Genomic DNA, 16516 nt, shown 5'->3' on the forward strand with positions numbered 1-16516 from the left:
AGCAAGCTTTACTGAGACAAAATGACTTTGTCTCAACTCTTAAAAAAGCGGCCGAGGGCCGCTTCCTAAGAAATGACTTCCATCCATTATTTTTCAGGAACTTTTACGCTTCCATCAAGGATTTTAGCTTTAGCATCTTCGACAGCTTTTTTACCTTCTTCTGAAAGGTTTGTTACTGCCAAGTCAACCCCTTTATCTTTCAATGAGTAAACGATCACTTGACCGCCAGGGAATTCACCTTTTTCTGCTTTGTTAGCAATATCTTTTACAGTTGTACCAACTTGTTTCAAAGTAGATACAAGAACGAAGTTTGATTCTTTGCCATCTTTAGAAGTGTACTTACCTTCTGCTACTTGGTCACGATCAACACCGATAACCCAAACTTTTTCACTTTCAGGACGGCTTTCGTTGAGTGATTTTGCTTCTGCAAAGACACCAGCACCTGTTCCACCTGCTGCTTGATAAACAACGTCTGCACCAGCTGCGTATTGTGCTGCTGCAATTGTTTTACCTTTAGCAGCATCACCAAATGAACCTGCGTAGTCAACTTGTACTTTGATAGATGGATCTACTGACTCAACACCAGCTTTAAATCCAGCTGCAAAACGTGAGATAACTTCAGACTCAATACCACCTACAAAACCAACTTGTTTTGTTTTAGTTGTTTTAGCTGCTGCAACACCCGCAAGGTAAGCAGCTTCGTTATCAGCAAACGTTACGCTAGCAACATTCTTTTGATCTTTAATCACATCATCAATCAAGACATAGTTCAAATCAGAGTGGTCTTTTGCTGCTTCTTCAACCGCATTGTGAAGGGCAAAACCAACACCGAAGATTAGGTTGTAGCTTCCAGCCGCTTGTTGCAAGTTGTTAGCGTAGTCAGCTTCACTTGTTGATTGGAAGTAAGTGAAACCTTTATCTTTTGAAAGATTGTGTTCTTTACCCCAGTCTTGCAAACCTTCCCAAGCTGATTGGTTGAATGATTTGTCATCAACACCACCAGTATCAGTGACGATTGCTGCTTTTGTCTTCACATCAGAAGATGAAGCTGCGTTACGAGAAGAGCGGTTACCACATGCAGCAAGTCCAACTGCTGCCACTGCAACTAGACCAAGGCCTAGCCATTGTTTCTTGTTCATTACTGAACCTCCTAAATAAGATGTGCAACGATGTTGCAAGTATGGATTGGTTGGCCACAAGGACCGTGTCACTCAGAGAGCGACTCAGACTAGTTTAAGTCTGTAAAAGAGTATGGAAGTAATTCCCCGACCGTCATCTCGACCGTCGATTTATCTTTTGCGACTAAGGTCACTTTTAGATCTTGTTCAAAAAATTCGACCATTACTTGGCGACAAGCACCACATGGTGAAATTGGTTTTTCAGTTTGTCCATAGACAATCAATTCTGAAAACTCTCTTTGACCTTCGGAAACTGCTTTAAAAATCGCTGTACGTTCTCCACAGTTGGTCAAAGAATAACTAGCATTCTCGATATTGACACCTGTATAAATACTACCATCTTTTGTGACTAGAACAGCACTGACAGGAAAGTGAGAATAGGGCACATAGGCTTTCTTGCTGGTTTCAATTGCTAGTTCAATCAACTCAGTAGTCGCCATCTGCCAATTCTCCTTTTAAAATTGCTACCCCAGCTGACGTTCCGATACGGGTCGCACCTGCTTCCACAAAGGCAAGAGCATCTGCATAAGAACGAGCTCCACCAGCAGCCTTGACTCCCATATCAGGTCCAACTGTTTCACGCATTAATTGAACATCTGCTACCGTCGCACCACCAGTTGAAAAGCCAGTAGATGTTTTAACAAAATCAGCTCCCGCTTTCTGGGCTAATTGACAAGCCACAACTTTTTCTTGGTCTGTCAATAAGCAAGCTTCAATGATGACTTTTACCAACTTGTCACCACTTGCTTCCACTACTGCACGAATATCCGACTCAACCAAATCAAGATTACCTGATTTGAGAGCTCCAACATTGATTACCATATCAATCTCGTCTGCACCATCTTGGATAGCTTCTTTGGTTTCAAAAGCTTTCACGGCCGAAGTTGTTGCTCCCAAAGGGAACCCTACTACTGTGCAGACCTTGACATCTGTGCCTTCAAGCCCATTTTTAGCATGTTCAACCCAGGTCGGATTAACACAAACACTAGCAAAATCATACTCCCTAGCCTCAGACAACAAACAATCAATTTGATTTTCTGTCGCATCTTGCTTTAAAAGCGTATGATCGATATATTTATTTAATTTCATATTCGGATTCTCCTGAGGTTTATGAGATAATTTCTATAATTTCTCGTAAACTTTGCACCCTATCATTTATTTTAACATATTTTTGAAAATCTGTAACTAGCTGAGGAGAAATTTTTCCATTTGTGTATACTTTTGCAACAATTTCTCCCTTGTGAACAGAATCTCCAACTTTCTTTTCAAAAACAATTCCAGTTTCATAGTCCAAGGCATCAGATTTGACTGCACGGCCTGCCCCAAGTCTCATAGCATAAAGCCCAAATTCCATAGCTGGAAGAGCTGAGATAATACCCGTTTCCTGAGCAGGGATTTCCACAATATGAGCTACATTTACTGGACGATACAAATCTTCTAAATCTCCACCTTGAGCTTTGACCATCTCCTCAAACTTAGCCAGTGCTTGGCCATTTTCAAGATGTTGGTGAACTTCTTCAACTGTCTTGTTTACATTTGCCAAACTAAGCATAATTTGAGCTAATTCACAGATGAAGTGGGTAATATCCTGACGACCTTGACCTTGTAAAATCTCCAATGCCTCAAGAATTTCAAGGCGATTTCCAATCGCTCGTCCCAAGGGTTGACTCATGTCCGTAATCACTGCTACCGTCTTCCGTCCAACAGCTTTACCAAGTTCCACCATGGTTTGAGCCAGTTCACGCGCCTCATCAACCGTTTTCATGAAGGCACCCTCGCCAACAGTCACGTCTAGTAAAATAGCATCCGCCCCTGCCGCAATTTTCTTGCTCATCACCGAACTCGCGATCAAAGGAATCGTGTCGACAGTTGCGGTCACATCACGTAGGGCATAGAGAAGCTTATCCGCTTTGACCAGCTGGTCTGATTGCCCAATGACAGATACACCAATATCCTGAACTTGATGAATGAAATCTTCTTGACTACGTTCTACTTGATAGCCCTTGATTGATTCTAATTTATCAATTGTTCCACCCGTATGACCGAGACCACGACCACTCATTTTTGCTACGGGTACACCAAAACTAGCAACAAGGGGAGCTAAAATCAAGGTCACCTTATCACCAACACCACCCGTAGAATGCTTGTCAACCTTAACCCCATCAATAGCGGATAAATCAAACTCTTGACCTGTCTTGACCATCTTCATGGTCAAATCAGAAATTTCTCGAGTCGTCATTCCTTTGAAATAAACAGCCATAGCAAAAGCAGACATCTGATAATCAGGAACCGTTCCTGACACATAGCCTTCAACTAGCCATTCAATTTCACTCGAAGTCAGTTCTTGACCGTCTCGTTTTTTTTGGATTAAATCAACTGCTCTCATTCTTTCACACTTCTAAGGATATAGTATCCCTTATCTTTTTTAACGACTTCACAATTTCTAAACACATCTTCCATCTTGGACTTGGCACTTGGAGCCCCTTGTTTTTTCTGGATAACGATTGTTAAATCGCCACCAGTTTCCAAGAAATCTTTACTTTTCTCAATGATTTCATGAACCACTTGCTTTCCTGCACGGATAGGAGGATTGGAAATCACATGGTCAAATTTGCCTTCAACTTGTTCATAGATGTTGGACTGGAAAATCGTCACTTCTACTTTATTTCGTTCAGCATTTTGTCGCGCCAAATCCAAGGCACGATTATTAATATCGACCATAGTCGCCTGAACTCCATAAGCCTTAGCTAAGGATAAGCCCAAAGGCCCATAACCACAGCCTACATCAAGGACAGTTTCTCCTTCATCAACCTCTAGACACTTGAGCAAGAGTTGACTTCCAAAGTCAACCATTTTCTTACTAAAAACACCCGCATCTGTCAAAAAGGTCATTTTTTCTCCCAACAAGTCCACTCTCAACTCATGAATGTCGTGAGCAGCGTCAGGATTCTCTGCATAATACATTTTACTCATGAAACTATTTTACCATAATTTGACTTAAATTGTAAATCGTTTACAAATTGATCATAAAACGAAAAAGACTGAAGAAAGCTAGTAAACAAGACTTTTTCTTCAATCTCTTTTAACTTTTATAACCGAATAACAAAGCACGTAGGACTAGATATCTCATAGTCTATAGTCTGGCACATTTTTATTTCTTTACCTTCAAATGCTTCATTACCAACAAGATTCCCAACAAGATGTTTAGATAAAAGCCCAACTGATACGTTTTTGTCAGAATTTCCAAACTTGTCCAAAGTCGGATTAAATCTTCTAGTGACATGCGGAAGAAATAACCCTCTGTAGCAATCCATAGAACTAAAAAGACATAACTTCCAGCAGCAAACCATTTCGTCCACCGTTTTTTTAGGAAGAAAGCAATCAAGAGCGAACAGATAAAGACAGCTGTTACAATGGCATGTTCCATCAAAAAAGTAAAACCGTAATAGGTTTCCACAAAACGTCTACCATTATCCGCATTCGCTCCTTTTAAAAAAGGTAGTGCAAAACTTAAAATAAAACAGAGTTCCAGTATATAACTTTTTAAGATTTTCATAGTACACCTCCTATAAATTGTGAATCCCAAAGCCCCCTTTATTGGCTTATAAGTCAGGAGAAAGTAGCTCCTACCTCATCAAGAAATTGGTCAACCCTATCTACTTCTATTATACGATATTGGTTTACTATCATCAAGAAACCGCTTTATTTTTTTAGCTTTTTATGGTATGATAAACAAAATATCTAGGGGAAAACAAATGACCAACGAATTTTTACATTTTGAAAAAATCAGCCGCCAGACTTGGCAATCGTTACATCGAAAGACAACACCTCCTTTGACAGAAGAGGAATTAGAATCCATCAAGAGTTTTAATGACCAGATTAGCTTGCAGGATGTTACCGATGTCTATCTCCCCCTAGCCCATCTCATCCAGATTTACAAGCGTACCAAGGATGATTTGGCCTTTTCAAAAGGGATTTTCCTTCAACGTGAAAGCAAATCCCAGCCTTTTATCATTGGGGTTTCTGGGAGTGTTGCCGTTGGAAAATCCACAACCAGTCGCCTACTTCAAATCTTACTGTCCCGTACGCTTACAGATGCTAGGGTTGAGTTGGTAACAACCGATGGCTTTCTCTATCCCAACCAGACCTTGATTGAGCAAGGGATTCTAAATCGTAAGGGATTTCCTGAAAGCTATGATATGGAAGCTCTTCTCAACTTCCTGGATCACATCAAAAATGGACAAGATGTAGATATTCCTGTCTATTCTCATGAAGTCTACGACATCGTACCTGAGGAAAAGCAGAGCGTCAAAGCTGCTGATTTTGTCATTGTTGAGGGAATAAATGTCTTTCAAAATCCACAAAATGAGCGTCTCTACATTACTGACTTCTTTGACTTTTCCATCTATGTTGATGCTGCAGTCGATGACATCGAGAGTTGGTATCTAGACCGTTTCTTGAAAATGCTGAGCCTAGCCCAAAACGACCCTGATAGCTACTATTATCGTTTTACTCAAATGCCCATTGGGGAAGTGGAAGCTTTTGCCCATCAGGTCTGGACCAGTATCAATCTCACAAATCTACAAAATTATATTGAACCAACTAGAAATCGTGCAGAAGTAATTCTTCATAAAACAAAGAACCATGAAATCGATGAAATTTACTTAAAAAAATAATTTTCCCTTGTCAAAACGTGAGTTTTCAGATATAATGGTATAGTTAGTAAATATGGAGGTAAGAACATTGGCAAACATTAAATCAGCTATCAAACGCGCTGAATTGAACGTTAAACAAAACGAAAAGAACTCAGCTCAAAAATCAGCTATGCGTACTGCTATCAAAGCTTTCGAAGCAAACCCATCTGAAGAACTTTTCCGTGCTGCTAGCTCAGCTATCGATAAAGCAGAAACTAAAGGTTTGATTCACAAAAACAAAGCAAGCCGCGACAAAGCTCGTCTTTCAGCTAAACTTGCTAAATAAGAAACAGTCCATAGAGGCTGTTTTTTTGTCCTCAAATAGGAAAAGGTAGAAAATGAAAATCGCGATTATTGGATATTCTGGTGCTGGTAAGTCAACTCTAGCCGAAAAGTTGTCTCACTGTTACTCCATCCCAAAACTTCACATGGACACACTCCAATTTCAACCCGGTTGGCAAGACAGTGACCGTGAATGGATGTTGGATGAGATGAAAAACTTTCTTACCAAGCATGAAGCTTGGGTTATCGATGGTAATTATTCTTGGTGCTATTACGAAGAAAGAATGCAGGAAGCTGACCATATCATTTTTCTCAATTTTTCGCCATTGACCTGTCTCTTTCGAGCCTTTAAACGTTATCTCAAATACCGAGGCAAGGTCAGAGAAAGTATGGCAGCTGGTTGTCAAGAACAGTTTAATTGGGAGTTTATCAGATGGATTCTCTGGGATGGTCGAACAAAAAATGCTAAGGAAAGATACCAAAAATTAAGTGATACCTACCCTGAAAAGATGCATATTCTCCATTCTCAAGCAGAGATTGATTATTTCTTGCAATCTCTTAAAAAATAGACAATAGAGTAACATTCATTAAGGACAGTATGTAGTGAATGACTAAAAAAGGAAGATTTTCATTCAGAAAATCTTCCTTTTGTGTTCCCTTTTATTCAGCAATTAAGGTTTCTAGGCCAACCTTCATCATATCGGTGAAGGTATTTTGGCGTTCTTCTGCAGTTGTGTCTTCGTCAGGATTGACCAAGCTATCAGAAATGGTCATGATAGCAAGGGCATCAACATGGTATTGAGCAGCAAGATAGTAAAGAGCTGCTGCTTCCATTTCCACAGCCTTGACTCCCCATTTACCAAGCTCGATGTTCTTTTCAAAATAGTTTGAGTAAAAGACATCTGACGACAAAACGTTCCCAACGTGGGTGGTCATACCAAGTTCTTTGGCAATATGGTAGGCCTTGTCCAGCAAATCAAAGCTAGCGATTTGTGGGAAATCGTACTGTGGCCAGTCATTGCGAATGATGTTAGAGTTGGTTGCAGCTGCTTGCGCCAAAACCAATTCACGAACGTGAACATCTTCATTCAAAGAACCTGCAGTTCCAACACGGATCAATTTCTTCACACCGTAGTCCACAATTAACTCACGCGCATAAATCGAAATTGATGGCATCCCCATCCCAGTTCCCATGACAGATACACGGTGACCCTTGTAAGTACCAGTGTAACCAAACATGTTACGCACTTCGTTAAAACAAACAGCATCTTCAAGGAAGTTCTCCGCAATAAACTTAGCACGAAGAGGATCCCCAGGAAGAAGAATTTTGTCAGCAATTTCACCCTGCTGAGCAGCAATATGGATAGACATAGTTAAGATATAAAGGGCGACAGAGAACAAAGTAAAAATAGGAAACTGACGACGCATCGCAGATGCTAGACAGTTTATCTTTTTTACACAGTTCTCCGCCCGTATTCAGTTCAATGAATACAGTTAACCCATCCTTTCTTTATTCTAAAATTTATAATCAGAAAGATACCAAACCCGTCAAAAAGCGAAGGGAAAATAGGAGTTGGGCGCAGTGAGCGATGCTCGCTAGACCAACTATCTTTTTCCCACTGCTTTTAGAGTGGGGTCAATTCCTTTCTTTTATTGTTATGAAAAGTTTTCCGCTCGTGTTCAAATTAGAACACACGCTCTACCTTTCTTTTTTATATATTTCTATTATATACTTTTATTTTTATATTTTATAGCTAGGAAAAATCGGATTCAATCAAGACTCCAATAAGCCTACTTCATTTTTATTTAAAACAATTATTAATAAATTGAGACTATTTTTTAATCTTTTTAGTTAAATCCTTGACTAGAAGAAACGGGCGTTCCCTATCTTATTACTCTATTTTTTGACAGTTTACACAATATGCAAGCCCAAGGAAAGCGGTCTAACATTTTTGCAAATTCATAGGCTAAAACAGCTGTTACTAAGAGATACGGAAGAGAATCTATACCTAGCCCAGTGAAACCTATAACTAATCCGGTTGCAGAAATGGGCGCTCTCAAGGTTACAGATAAAAAGCAAACAGATCCCAAAAGTAAAACGGTTAGCTGACTGTCCAAACCTAGAATCATACCCAAGAGACCAGCTCCAGCCATCCCCAAGGCAAAAGATGGAGTAAGTGTACCGCCATAGGCCCCTGCCCAAAGAGTAATAAGAACGACCACTGCTTTTAGGAAAAACATGAGAAGCACTGTTTGGCCACTGCTACCATTTAAAATCTCCTGAGCCATCATACGTCCATTTCCAAGTAGATGTGGAAAATAACTTGCCAACCCAGCAAGAAAAAGAAAAGCTGTAGGCAATGTGAGAAGTATTCGTTTATCTTTTATTCTGTTTGAAGACACTTCTTTACTCAAACGACCAAAAAGCCAAGCTAGTGGGGTTAAGAAAAGAAGTAATAAAGGTACAATCCACACTTCCTTTAGTGACCATGTTATCGATGGAATCTGGTAAAGAGCCTGATCTGAAATAACCCAGCCTGCTGTATAGGTTGAGATATAGGTAGTCAAACCGACTAAGACAAATCGTTTAATAGATAGAGCGATTCCCAGGGTTTCAAAAACAAAGAAGACACTTGTTAATGGAACCTGATAAACAGCCGCTAAACCAGCACCAGCACCACAAGCAAGGAGAAAAATACGATCCTTCATAGACAGTATACACATATTTCCAATTGGTCCTGCAAATAGAGTCCCAATCTCTCGTGGCGCAGCTTCTTTACCAATAGGTGCTCCCCCTCCAACTGCAATGATCTGCCAAATTGAATGAAATAGCTGTTTTAAAAAATGAAGCTTGTATTGTGCAGTCTCATCCTTCATCTGAGCTTTGATGGAATAAATCTTCGCCCCTTTTTGCAAGAAATACCAGACCAAGGATGAGCCAAGACCCACGATTATTAAACTTAGTCCTATCCGTGAGGTGGAAACTCCATCTGTCAAAAATCCACTATGATGCTCTGACTGACCAAAAGCTAGCCCCTCCACCATCTCTAAAAGATAATGGAGAACTATACCAGATAAACCCGAAACTATTCCTTGTAAAATTACTGCTAGGAATAATCTAAAATTATAAGGAATCTTTCGAAAAATACTCCTCAATTCTCTTAACATGATTACAATTCAGCAAGAATCGCTTTAAGCAAGCCCTTGAAATCACCTTTGACACGTTCAGTCACTTCTACAACTTCTTCGTGGTTGAGTTCTTCTTGGAAACCAGCCGCAAAGTTAGTAATACATGAAATTCCTAGAACTTTCAAGCCTGAGTGGGCTGCAACAATCACTTCAGGAACAGTAGACATACCAACCGCATCTGCTCCCAGTGTCTTATAAGCACGGATTTCTGCTGGTGTTTCATAAGTCGGACCAGTAACACCGATATAGACACCTTCATCAAGCTTGATACCAAGTTTTTTAGCCACTTCATGGGCAGTAGCTCGGTATTCTGGTGTGTAGGCTTTAGACATATCTGGGAAACGTGGACCAAAATCATCCAAATTTTCACCCATCAACGGGTTCTGCCCCGTCATATTGATATGGTCTGAGATAGCCATCAAAGTACCAGGACCAAATCCAATACCGCCAGCTGCATTGGTTACAATGACACCTTCACATCCGAGAACTTTCATCACACGTACTGGGAAAGTCACGACTTCAAGAGGATTTCCCTCGTAGAAATGGAAACGACCTTGAAGAGCCAAGACCTTGCGACCTGCAAGGTCACCATATACCAATTTACCAGCGTGACCAACTACTGTAGAGCGGCCCCAGTTTGGAATCTCAGCATAGTCTACTACAACTGGATTTTCGATTTCTTCTGCCAATTCTCCAAGTCCTGATCCAAGGATTAGACCAAACTCGGGAGCTTGGATTCCCTTGTCTTTCAGGAAGGCAGCTGTTTCATTGATCTTATCTAAAAACGTCATTGTGTGTCTCCTTTATTATTTTTTAGCATTTGACCGATTTTGTCAAAGGTTTTTGCATTGCGAATGGTGATGTTGCGATAAAAAGGCATCTTGAGCAAGTACTTGTGATAGGCAGTTGCATAGTAGGATTCCTCAGAGAATTTCCCCCAGAAAATCCCAAGTCTTCCAAAATAAACAACTTCATCTTCCAGTTCCAAACTTTCAACTGTCTCAATGACTTGAGCCACATCCAAGCCCTCCGTGTAAAAGAGGACATCCTTTCGTGCCAAATCTTTGGTCCACCAATCTGGCAGATTCTTCAGCTCTTCTTCATAATCTTCCTGACTCAGCAAAGAAAAGCTCTGAATAAATGGATAATGGACTGCAAAGAAAGCCTCTAACTTTTCAACCAATCGGACTTTGGGATCTGTCGAAGTAAAGAAAATATTGCCACTGTTGATGTAGGTTTCAACTTTTCCCAGTCCCAACTCTGTCAGTTCTTGACGAAGTTGCGCCATGACAACCTTATTCTTCCCACCGACATTAATGCCCCGAACAAGTAAAGCATATCGCGTCATCTTATACCAATTTAACTAAGAAACTTTCCCCAATCATGGCAGTTTCAACACCAAAGTTATCCGCAACTGTCGCTGAGATATCTGCAAAATGTCCAACTGGAATGACACCATTTCCATTAAAGGAAGGACTGTAAGCCAAAAGTGGAATATATTCTCGAGTGTGGTCTGTTCCTGCATAGGTTGGGTCATTTCCATGGTCCGCTGTAATCAAGAGAAGATCATTCTCTCTCATGGCTGCAATAATTTCAGGTAATCGTTCATCAAACTCATGCAAGCAATCACGATAACCGTGAGCATTACGACGGTGGCCGTAAAGGGCATCAAAGTCAACCAAGTTTGTGAATGAGAATCCTTTTTCAAACTCAGCAAGGCCCATGGTCTTCAATAGTGTATCAATTCCATGGCTGTTTGACTTGTTGTGACCCATGTCATGGTTGATACCAGCACCGTTAAAGATATCGTTGATTTTACCAACAGCATAAGTATCGATACCTGCTTCGTTCAATTTATCCAAAACAGTTGGTGCAAATGGAGATACAGCCAAGTCACGACGGTTTGCTGTACGAGTGAAGTTACCTGGCTCACCAACATATGGACGGGCAATGATGCGGCCTAGAAGGGCAGGGCGCTCAAGGGTAATCGAACGAGCGTATTCACAGATACGGTACAATTCATCCAAAGGAATAATGTCTTCGTGGGCAGCAATTTGCAAAACAGGGTCAGCTGAAGTATAGATAATCAACTCCCCAGTTTCCATCTGGCGTGGTCCAAAGTCATCGATAACGGCTGTTCCTGAGTAAGGTTTGTTAGCTTCACGAATAATCTTGCGTCCTGAGAATTCTTCGATTTTTGTCAAGATTTCTTCTGGGAATCCATTCCAGAAAGTATCGAAAGGTTCTGTAATGTTAAGGCCCATGATTTCCCAGTGTCCAGTCATGGTATCCTTACCAAGAGATACTTCTTCCAATTTTGTTGCATAACCCGTTGGATTGCTTTCAGCTGGAACAGTCTTCAGAGGAGTTTCACGAGGAATATTTCCTAGACCGATTTTAGCCATGTTTGGCACATTCAAACCAACTGCTTTTGAAATGTGTCCTAGTGTGTCAGAAGCTCCATCTGGAACCCCTGCATTGACAAAGTTATTGGCATCTGGTGCAGCACCGATTCCTACAGAATCCAGTACCACCAAGTGAATACGATTAAATTTTGACATAGTGTATCTCCTTATTATGTTGATTAGTTTGCTTTTGTTGAAGTTAAAATCTGAACCCCGTCTCGTCCAGCAACGATTACCTTATCCACCATTTGATTAAATAAGCCGTGCTCCACGACACCAACGATATGGTCCAATTCTTGGCCAAAGGCAATTGGATCCTCGATGACATCCAAGGCCAAGTCAATGATAAAGTTCTGCATATCCGTCACAAAACGTTGGCCGTCTTTTTCACGGAAACTTGGTTTGTAGCCAGCTCGCTCAAAACGACGGAAGACCTGTTCTGCACCATACTGAACTACTTCTACAGGCAGTTTAAAAGCGCCCAATTTCTCAACTAGTTTGCTTTCGTCTACCACCCAAATATATTCTTTTGAGGGCGTTGCGACAACCTTCTCCATCAGAAGGGCACCACCACCACCTTTGATTCCGTTAAACTGGCTATCCACTTCATCTGCCCCGTCAACCGTCACATCAACCAAGTCTACTTGGTCAATAGACTTTAGCGGGATATTTAACCCTTCAGCCTGTTTACTGGTCACACTAGAAGTCGTTACAGCAGTAATTTGCAGTCCTTCTTCCTTAATACGACGACCGATTTCTTCTACAAAATAATAGGCAGTAGACCCCGTTCCTAGTCCGACTACCATTCCATCCTTGACAAACTCAGCAGCCTTGATACCTGCCATTTTTTTCAGATTTTCCACTCAAACACCTCCATTAAAGAGCTAACTTTATTATAACATGTATCACTTTTTATTTCATGGATACAGTGAAAAAAACCGAACATTTTTATCTATGATTTCTAATTTTCTTTCTCCATGCTTGTATACAGATCAAAAATTCCCAAATCTAGATTTCGAAAGCTCTTTAAAAATTAAAGTTGATTTTTTATCATAAAGATGATTAAATAGGTAAGTACAGAAAAGGAGAAATAAGATGAACCCATTAGATTTGTTTAATCAAGTAAAAGAACTAATCGAGACAAAAGATTTTGAAGCTGCAAAAACATTCGTTGCAGAAAATCAAGATCAACTCGGAGAATACTTCGCACAAGCTCAGCAGTTGATTTCTGGTTCGGAAGGTTTAGATGGCCTCGTTGGAAAGATTAAAGGATTTTTCTAAAAAATACAAAGGCGCCTGAAACGATCAGGTGCCTTTTAAAGATATTTTTTCATAATTTTAGGAAGATAAGAGCTGATTTCCGTCGGCAAGACCACATAATGTTCTTGAGATAGTTCTTGAGCTATAGCTGAATGAAGATGAGTCGCTACGGTTACGCGTTCATAAAGACTGGCTTGTTTAAACTGGCCTACAAATCCTGCTATCATCCCAGCTAGTGTATCTCCCATTCCCCCAGTAGCCTGATAGGGACCACCAACCTGTAACTGGTAATAATCAGACTGGCCAACCTGCCAAATACGAGTAGCCGGACCTTTCTCTACCAAAATTGTTCCTTGAGGAAAGGAAGTCAGGGCACTAGCTGTTGCATCTTCGTTTTGCTTTTCAATAGTAATTCCAGACAGTTTTTCCCATTCTTTTTGGTGGGGAGTTAAGATAAGCTGACACGAAGGAAATGATAATCTAGTTCTAGCAAGGATGGTTAAGGCCCCTCCGTCTACAATCAAAATCTGATTCTGTCTTAATCTAGCAAAAACCTGTTTTACTAGATTTTCTCCAAAAGCATCGTCTCGTAAACCAGGTCCCACTAAGACCACTTCTGCCCTCTCCAACTGCTCTTTTAACAGTTGCTGGTCTTGAAGAGAAAAGGCCATAGCCTCAGGTAAATGACTGTGCAAAGCTGGGATATTTTCCCTATCCGTTCCAACAGTCACCAATCCTGCACCGCTTTTTACAGCTGCTAAAGCAGCCATGACGATAGCACCACCATAGGGATAAGTCCCACCAAGCAAGAGCAGACGGCCATAGTCTCCTTTATGACTTGTACGAGAACGTTCAATAATGACTTTTTCTAGTAAGGCTTGATCAATCACTTTCATCGTTTTTTCCTCTCGCATTTATTATACAACAAAAAGGAGGCGCATACCTCCTTTTATAAACTTATTTCTAAAATTTAATATTCATTTCTGCCATTTTAGATATAGCTATAGAAAACACACTCTCTTCAGCGAATTCTCTCTTATTTTCTTTCCAATGTCCGAACTGCTGCCTGATAAGTTTGTTCCATCAGCATAGTAATGGTCATAGGACCAACACCTCCAGGAACTGGCGTGATATGACTAGCAAGTGGTGCAACCGCCTCATAATCAACATCCCCACAGAGCTTACCATTTTCATCGCGGTTCATCCCAACGTCAATGACAACAGCACCTGGTTTGACAAAGTCAGGAGTCACAAACTTGGCACGACCGATTGCGACCACAAGAATATCCGCTTTTGCAGCAACCTTAGCGAGATTATGAGTCCGTGAGTGAGTCAAGGTCACTGTTGCATTCTTGGCCAAAAGAAGCTGGGCCATGGGTTTTCCAACGATATTGGAACGACCGATAACAACGGCATTTTTACCTTCTAAATCAATTCCATACTCATGAAACATCTCCATAATTCCTGCAGGTGTAGAAGGAACCATGACTGGATGACCAGACCAAAGACGCCCCATGTTTAGCGGATGGAAACCATCTACATCCTTTTCTGGGTCAATGGACAATAAAACTGCCTCTTCATCAATATGTTTTGGTAATGGTAACTGGACCAATATCCCATGCCAAGCTGAATCTTGATTGTATTTAGCAATTAAGTCTAACAATTCCTCTTGAGTAATGGTCTCTGGAACTCGCACTACTTCACTACGGAAACCAGCCGCAAGGGCAGAACGTTCCTTGTTGCGAACATAGACTTGGCTTGCTGGATTATCCCCAACCAAAATCACTACCAAACCAGGTACTAGACCTGTCTCTTCCTTTAATCTTTCAGTCTTTTCAGCCAGCTGTCCTTGTAACTTAGCTGCTAGAGCCTTCCCATCAATAATCTGTGTCATATCACTTCTCTTTTCTTTCAAATATCTTCCATTATACCAAAAACTGCTGGTCCCCTCTAACACTTCTTTCCTAGGCAATCTTATAGTTTCAAACTATAAGAAAAAGCTCTGGTTGAGCTTTTCACTAATCTTGTTTTGAAATTTTAAAATAGATTATAAAACCTTACTCAAGAAGTCTTTAGTCCGTTGTTCTTGGGTTTGTTCAAAAATCTGTTCAGGTGTTCCATCTTCAACAACCACACCGTCTGCCATAAAGATGACACGGTCTGCCACCTCACGAGCGAATCCCATCTCATGCGTTACGATAACCATGGTCATTCCTGACTTGGCTAGGTCTTGCATAACAGCCAGAACTTCTCCAACCATCTCAGGGTCCAAAGCTGAAGTTGGCTCGTCAAAGAGCAAAACATCAGGTTCCATAGCTAAACCACGTGCAATAGCAATCCGCTGTTGCTGGCCACCTGACAAACTCTGTGGATAAGCAGTTGCCTTATCTGGTAAACCAACTTTTTCCAAAAGTTCCTGAGCTCTCTTCTCAGCAACAGCCTTGCTCTCACCTTTGGTCTTGATAGGTGACAAGGTGATATTTTCCATCACAGTCATATTAGGAAAGAGATTGAATTGTTGAAAAACCATGCCCATCTTCTCACGCATGGCAAACAGGTCATTCTTCTTGTCCGTAATATCGACTCCCTCAAAGATAACCTTCCCCTTGGTCGCTTCTTCCAACAAATTCATAGAGCGAAGCAAGGTAGATTTCCCGCTCCCTGAAGGACCGATGATAACGACAACTTCTCCTCTTTTAATCTCGAGATTGATTCCCTTCAATACTTCATTCTTTCCAAAGGATTTATGTAAATTTTCAATTTTTATCAAGGTTTCTGTCATTATTTTTTATCTCCTTGTCCCATACGTTTTTCAAAAGCTTTCAAGGCTACTGTCAAAATAGAGGTCATAATCAAGTAGTAAAAGGCTGCAAATAAAAGTGGTGTTAAAGGTAGATAGGTTGTTGTAGAAACTGTTGTAGCTCCATTCCACAACTCCATAACACCGATAGCTGATAAGAGGGAACTATCCTTGATAATAGTGATAAATTCGTTCCCCAATGCTGGCAAAATATTTTTGATAGCTTGTGGCAAAATCACATAGCGCATCGCATTTTTAGGACGAATCCCTAAAGAATAGGCCGCCTCTAACTGCCCCTTAGGAACCGCATTAATCCCAGCCCGAACAGTCTCAGAAACATAAGCACCACTGTTCATAGAAATAATCAAAATCCCTGGAATCAGACGAGAAAGGTCAACACCTAAAATCCCAACCTGAATAGTCGGAGCATTGATATGCATAAGAGCAAAGGCAATCATAATCTGAACCATCATTGGCGTCCCGCGGAAAATCCAAACGTACAAGTTGGCGAGCCAGACAAGCGGTTTAAACTTTGAACGTTGCCCAAAAGCCAAGACAACACCCAGAATGGTTCCTAAAAAGACCACACAGATAGAAACGAGAACCGTCACGACAGCCCCGTAGTTAAAATAAGGTAAATACTTTGGTAAAAAAGAAAAATTCATAGTCACACTGCTTTCTAAAATAGAATACCGTATGATTATAACA

Annotated in this window: 20 protein-coding genes; 4 read left to right on the forward strand and 16 right to left on the reverse strand. The window is 40.8% G+C overall.

From position 1 onward, the window contains the following. Positions 1-86 precede the first annotated feature (86 nt). From QMQ21_RS01885 to QMQ21_RS01910, 6 genes are all read right to left on the reverse strand, one after another. Positions 87-1139 (reverse strand): BMP family lipoprotein, encoded by a 1053-nt coding sequence (locus QMQ21_RS01885; protein ID WP_084924578.1) that lies wholly within the window; start codon positions 1137-1139, stop codon positions 87-89. 89 nt (positions 1140-1228) lie between these two features. Beyond that, positions 1229-1618, reverse strand: coding sequence for a cytidine deaminase (locus tag QMQ21_RS01890; RefSeq protein ID WP_261813800.1), 390 nt, complete (start codon positions 1616-1618; stop codon positions 1229-1231). After that, positions 1605-2267, reverse strand: a complete 663-nt coding sequence (deoC, locus tag QMQ21_RS01895) for a deoxyribose-phosphate aldolase (RefSeq protein WP_261813801.1) — start codon at positions 2265-2267, stop codon at positions 1605-1607. Before deoC ends, QMQ21_RS01890 begins: the two co-directional genes overlap by 14 nt. A gap of 19 nt (positions 2268-2286) precedes the next feature. Then, positions 2287-3564, reverse strand: coding sequence for a pyrimidine-nucleoside phosphorylase (locus tag QMQ21_RS01900; RefSeq protein WP_261813802.1), 1278 nt, complete (start codon positions 3562-3564; stop codon positions 2287-2289). Next, positions 3561-4151, reverse strand: coding sequence for a class I SAM-dependent methyltransferase (locus QMQ21_RS01905; RefSeq protein ID WP_261813803.1), 591 nt, complete (start codon positions 4149-4151; stop codon positions 3561-3563). The genes QMQ21_RS01900 and QMQ21_RS01905 overlap by 4 nt, the downstream gene beginning before the upstream one ends. Positions 4152-4329: 178 nt before the next feature. Then, positions 4330-4734: a hypothetical protein gene (locus tag QMQ21_RS01910; RefSeq protein WP_033684964.1), complete on the reverse strand. Its 405-nt coding sequence runs from the start codon at positions 4732-4734 to the stop codon at positions 4330-4332. 199 nt (positions 4735-4933) lie between these two features. Between QMQ21_RS01910 and coaA the strand changes: the two genes are divergently transcribed. From coaA to QMQ21_RS01925, 3 genes are all read left to right on the forward strand, one after another. Next, positions 4934-5854 carry a type I pantothenate kinase gene (gene coaA / locus QMQ21_RS01915; RefSeq protein WP_261813804.1) on the forward strand — a complete coding sequence of 307 codons (921 nt, stop codon included), beginning with the start codon at positions 4934-4936 and terminating at the stop codon, positions 5852-5854. Between the two features lie 67 nt (positions 5855-5921). Further along, positions 5922-6158 (forward strand): 30S ribosomal protein S20, encoded by a 237-nt coding sequence (gene rpsT / locus QMQ21_RS01920; RefSeq protein ID WP_001274000.1) that lies wholly within the window; start codon positions 5922-5924, stop codon positions 6156-6158. Positions 6159-6210: 52 nt separating this feature from the next. Continuing rightward, the gene (locus tag QMQ21_RS01925) at positions 6211-6723 is read left to right on the forward strand and encodes a DNA topology modulation protein (RefSeq protein WP_261813805.1); all 513 of its coding nucleotides are present in this window, start codon (positions 6211-6213) and stop codon (positions 6721-6723) included. Between the two features lie 91 nt (positions 6724-6814). On the opposite strand, the gene deoD is transcribed toward QMQ21_RS01925, so the two are convergent. The 6 genes from deoD to rpiA form a co-directional block, all read right to left on the reverse strand. After that, on the reverse strand, positions 6815-7525 hold the full coding sequence (deoD, locus tag QMQ21_RS01930; RefSeq protein WP_049522200.1) for a purine-nucleoside phosphorylase: 711 nt from the start codon (positions 7523-7525) through the stop codon (positions 6815-6817). A 513-nt stretch (positions 7526-8038) separates the two neighbouring features. Next, a complete protein-coding gene (locus QMQ21_RS01935; protein WP_261813806.1) occupies positions 8039-9322 on the reverse strand; it encodes a chloride channel protein in 1284 nt (427 codons plus the stop codon). A 2-nt stretch (positions 9323-9324) separates the two neighbouring features. After that, a complete protein-coding gene (locus tag QMQ21_RS01940) occupies positions 9325-10134 on the reverse strand; it encodes a purine-nucleoside phosphorylase (protein ID WP_261813807.1) in 810 nt (269 codons plus the stop codon). Continuing rightward, positions 10131-10691, reverse strand: a complete 561-nt coding sequence (locus QMQ21_RS01945) for a DUF1697 domain-containing protein (protein ID WP_261813808.1) — start codon at positions 10689-10691, stop codon at positions 10131-10133. The genes QMQ21_RS01940 and QMQ21_RS01945 overlap by 4 nt, the downstream gene beginning before the upstream one ends. A gap of 1 nt (position 10692) precedes the next feature. Then, positions 10693-11904 (reverse strand): phosphopentomutase, encoded by a 1212-nt coding sequence (locus QMQ21_RS01950; protein ID WP_261813809.1) that lies wholly within the window; start codon positions 11902-11904, stop codon positions 10693-10695. Positions 11905-11927: 23 nt separating this feature from the next. Continuing rightward, positions 11928-12611, reverse strand: a complete 684-nt coding sequence (rpiA, locus tag QMQ21_RS01955; protein WP_020902945.1) for a ribose-5-phosphate isomerase RpiA — start codon at positions 12609-12611, stop codon at positions 11928-11930. 232 nt (positions 12612-12843) lie between these two features. Between rpiA and QMQ21_RS01960 the strand changes: the two genes are divergently transcribed. Beyond that, positions 12844-13029 carry a hypothetical protein gene (locus tag QMQ21_RS01960; protein ID WP_020902946.1) on the forward strand — a complete coding sequence of 62 codons (186 nt, stop codon included), beginning with the start codon at positions 12844-12846 and terminating at the stop codon, positions 13027-13029. A 35-nt stretch (positions 13030-13064) separates the two neighbouring features. Here QMQ21_RS01960 and QMQ21_RS01965 read toward each other — a convergent pair whose 3' ends face one another. The 4 genes from QMQ21_RS01965 to QMQ21_RS01980 all read right to left on the reverse strand — a co-directional run bounded on the left by QMQ21_RS01965 (position 13065) and on the right by QMQ21_RS01980 (position 16473). Then, a complete protein-coding gene (locus QMQ21_RS01965) occupies positions 13065-13904 on the reverse strand; it encodes an NAD(P)H-hydrate dehydratase (RefSeq protein ID WP_261035275.1) in 840 nt (279 codons plus the stop codon). A gap of 140 nt (positions 13905-14044) precedes the next feature. After that, positions 14045-14902, reverse strand: coding sequence for a bifunctional methylenetetrahydrofolate dehydrogenase/methenyltetrahydrofolate cyclohydrolase (locus QMQ21_RS01970; protein WP_284521262.1), 858 nt, complete (start codon positions 14900-14902; stop codon positions 14045-14047). A gap of 153 nt (positions 14903-15055) precedes the next feature. After that, the gene (locus tag QMQ21_RS01975) at positions 15056-15790 is read right to left on the reverse strand and encodes an amino acid ABC transporter ATP-binding protein (protein ID WP_000140955.1); all 735 of its coding nucleotides are present in this window, start codon (positions 15788-15790) and stop codon (positions 15056-15058) included. Beyond that, the gene (locus QMQ21_RS01980; RefSeq protein ID WP_261813810.1) at positions 15790-16473 is read right to left on the reverse strand and encodes an amino acid ABC transporter permease; all 684 of its coding nucleotides are present in this window, start codon (positions 16471-16473) and stop codon (positions 15790-15792) included. Before QMQ21_RS01980 ends, QMQ21_RS01975 begins: the two co-directional genes overlap by 1 nt. Positions 16474-16516: the final 43 nt, after the last annotated feature.

The sequence above is a fragment of the Streptococcus bouchesdurhonensis genome (genome assembly GCF_948472335.1).

Coding starts and splice junctions, on each gene's coding strand:
- QMQ21_RS01885 (WP_084924578.1), bottom strand. CDS start 1,139: ATGAACAAGAAACAATGGCTAGGCCTTGGTCTAGTTGCAGTGGCAGCA.
- QMQ21_RS01890 (WP_261813800.1), bottom strand. CDS start 1,618: ATGGCGACTACTGAGTTGATTGAACTAGCAATTGAAACCAGCAAGAAA.
- deoC (WP_261813801.1), bottom strand. CDS start 2,267: ATGAAATTAAATAAATATATCGATCATACGCTTTTAAAGCAAGATGCG.
- QMQ21_RS01900 (WP_261813802.1), bottom strand. CDS start 3,564: ATGAGAGCAGTTGATTTAATCCAAAAAAAACGAGACGGTCAAGAACTG.
- QMQ21_RS01905 (WP_261813803.1), bottom strand. CDS start 4,151: ATGAGTAAAATGTATTATGCAGAGAATCCTGACGCTGCTCACGACATT.
- QMQ21_RS01910 (WP_033684964.1), bottom strand. CDS start 4,734: ATGAAAATCTTAAAAAGTTATATACTGGAACTCTGTTTTATTTTAAGT.
- coaA (WP_261813804.1), top strand. CDS start 4,934: ATGACCAACGAATTTTTACATTTTGAAAAAATCAGCCGCCAGACTTGG.
- QMQ21_RS01925 (WP_261813805.1), top strand. CDS start 6,211: ATGAAAATCGCGATTATTGGATATTCTGGTGCTGGTAAGTCAACTCTA.
- deoD (WP_049522200.1), bottom strand. CDS start 7,525: ATGTCTATCCATATTGCTGCTCAGCAGGGTGAAATTGCTGACAAAATT.
- QMQ21_RS01935 (WP_261813806.1), bottom strand. CDS start 9,322: ATGTTAAGAGAATTGAGGAGTATTTTTCGAAAGATTCCTTATAATTTT.
- QMQ21_RS01940 (WP_261813807.1), bottom strand. CDS start 10,134: ATGACGTTTTTAGATAAGATCAATGAAACAGCTGCCTTCCTGAAAGAC.
- QMQ21_RS01945 (WP_261813808.1), bottom strand. CDS start 10,691: ATGACGCGATATGCTTTACTTGTTCGGGGCATTAATGTCGGTGGGAAG.
- QMQ21_RS01950 (WP_261813809.1), bottom strand. CDS start 11,904: ATGTCAAAATTTAATCGTATTCACTTGGTGGTACTGGATTCTGTAGGA.
- QMQ21_RS01960 (WP_020902946.1), top strand. CDS start 12,844: ATGAACCCATTAGATTTGTTTAATCAAGTAAAAGAACTAATCGAGACA.
- QMQ21_RS01965 (WP_261035275.1), bottom strand. CDS start 13,904: ATGAAAGTGATTGATCAAGCCTTACTAGAAAAAGTCATTATTGAACGT.
- QMQ21_RS01970 (WP_284521262.1), bottom strand. CDS start 14,902: ATGACACAGATTATTGATGGGAAGGCTCTAGCAGCTAAGTTACAAGGA.
- QMQ21_RS01975 (WP_000140955.1), bottom strand. CDS start 15,790: ATGACAGAAACCTTGATAAAAATTGAAAATTTACATAAATCCTTTGGA.
- QMQ21_RS01980 (WP_261813810.1), bottom strand. CDS start 16,473: ATGAATTTTTCTTTTTTACCAAAGTATTTACCTTATTTTAACTACGGG.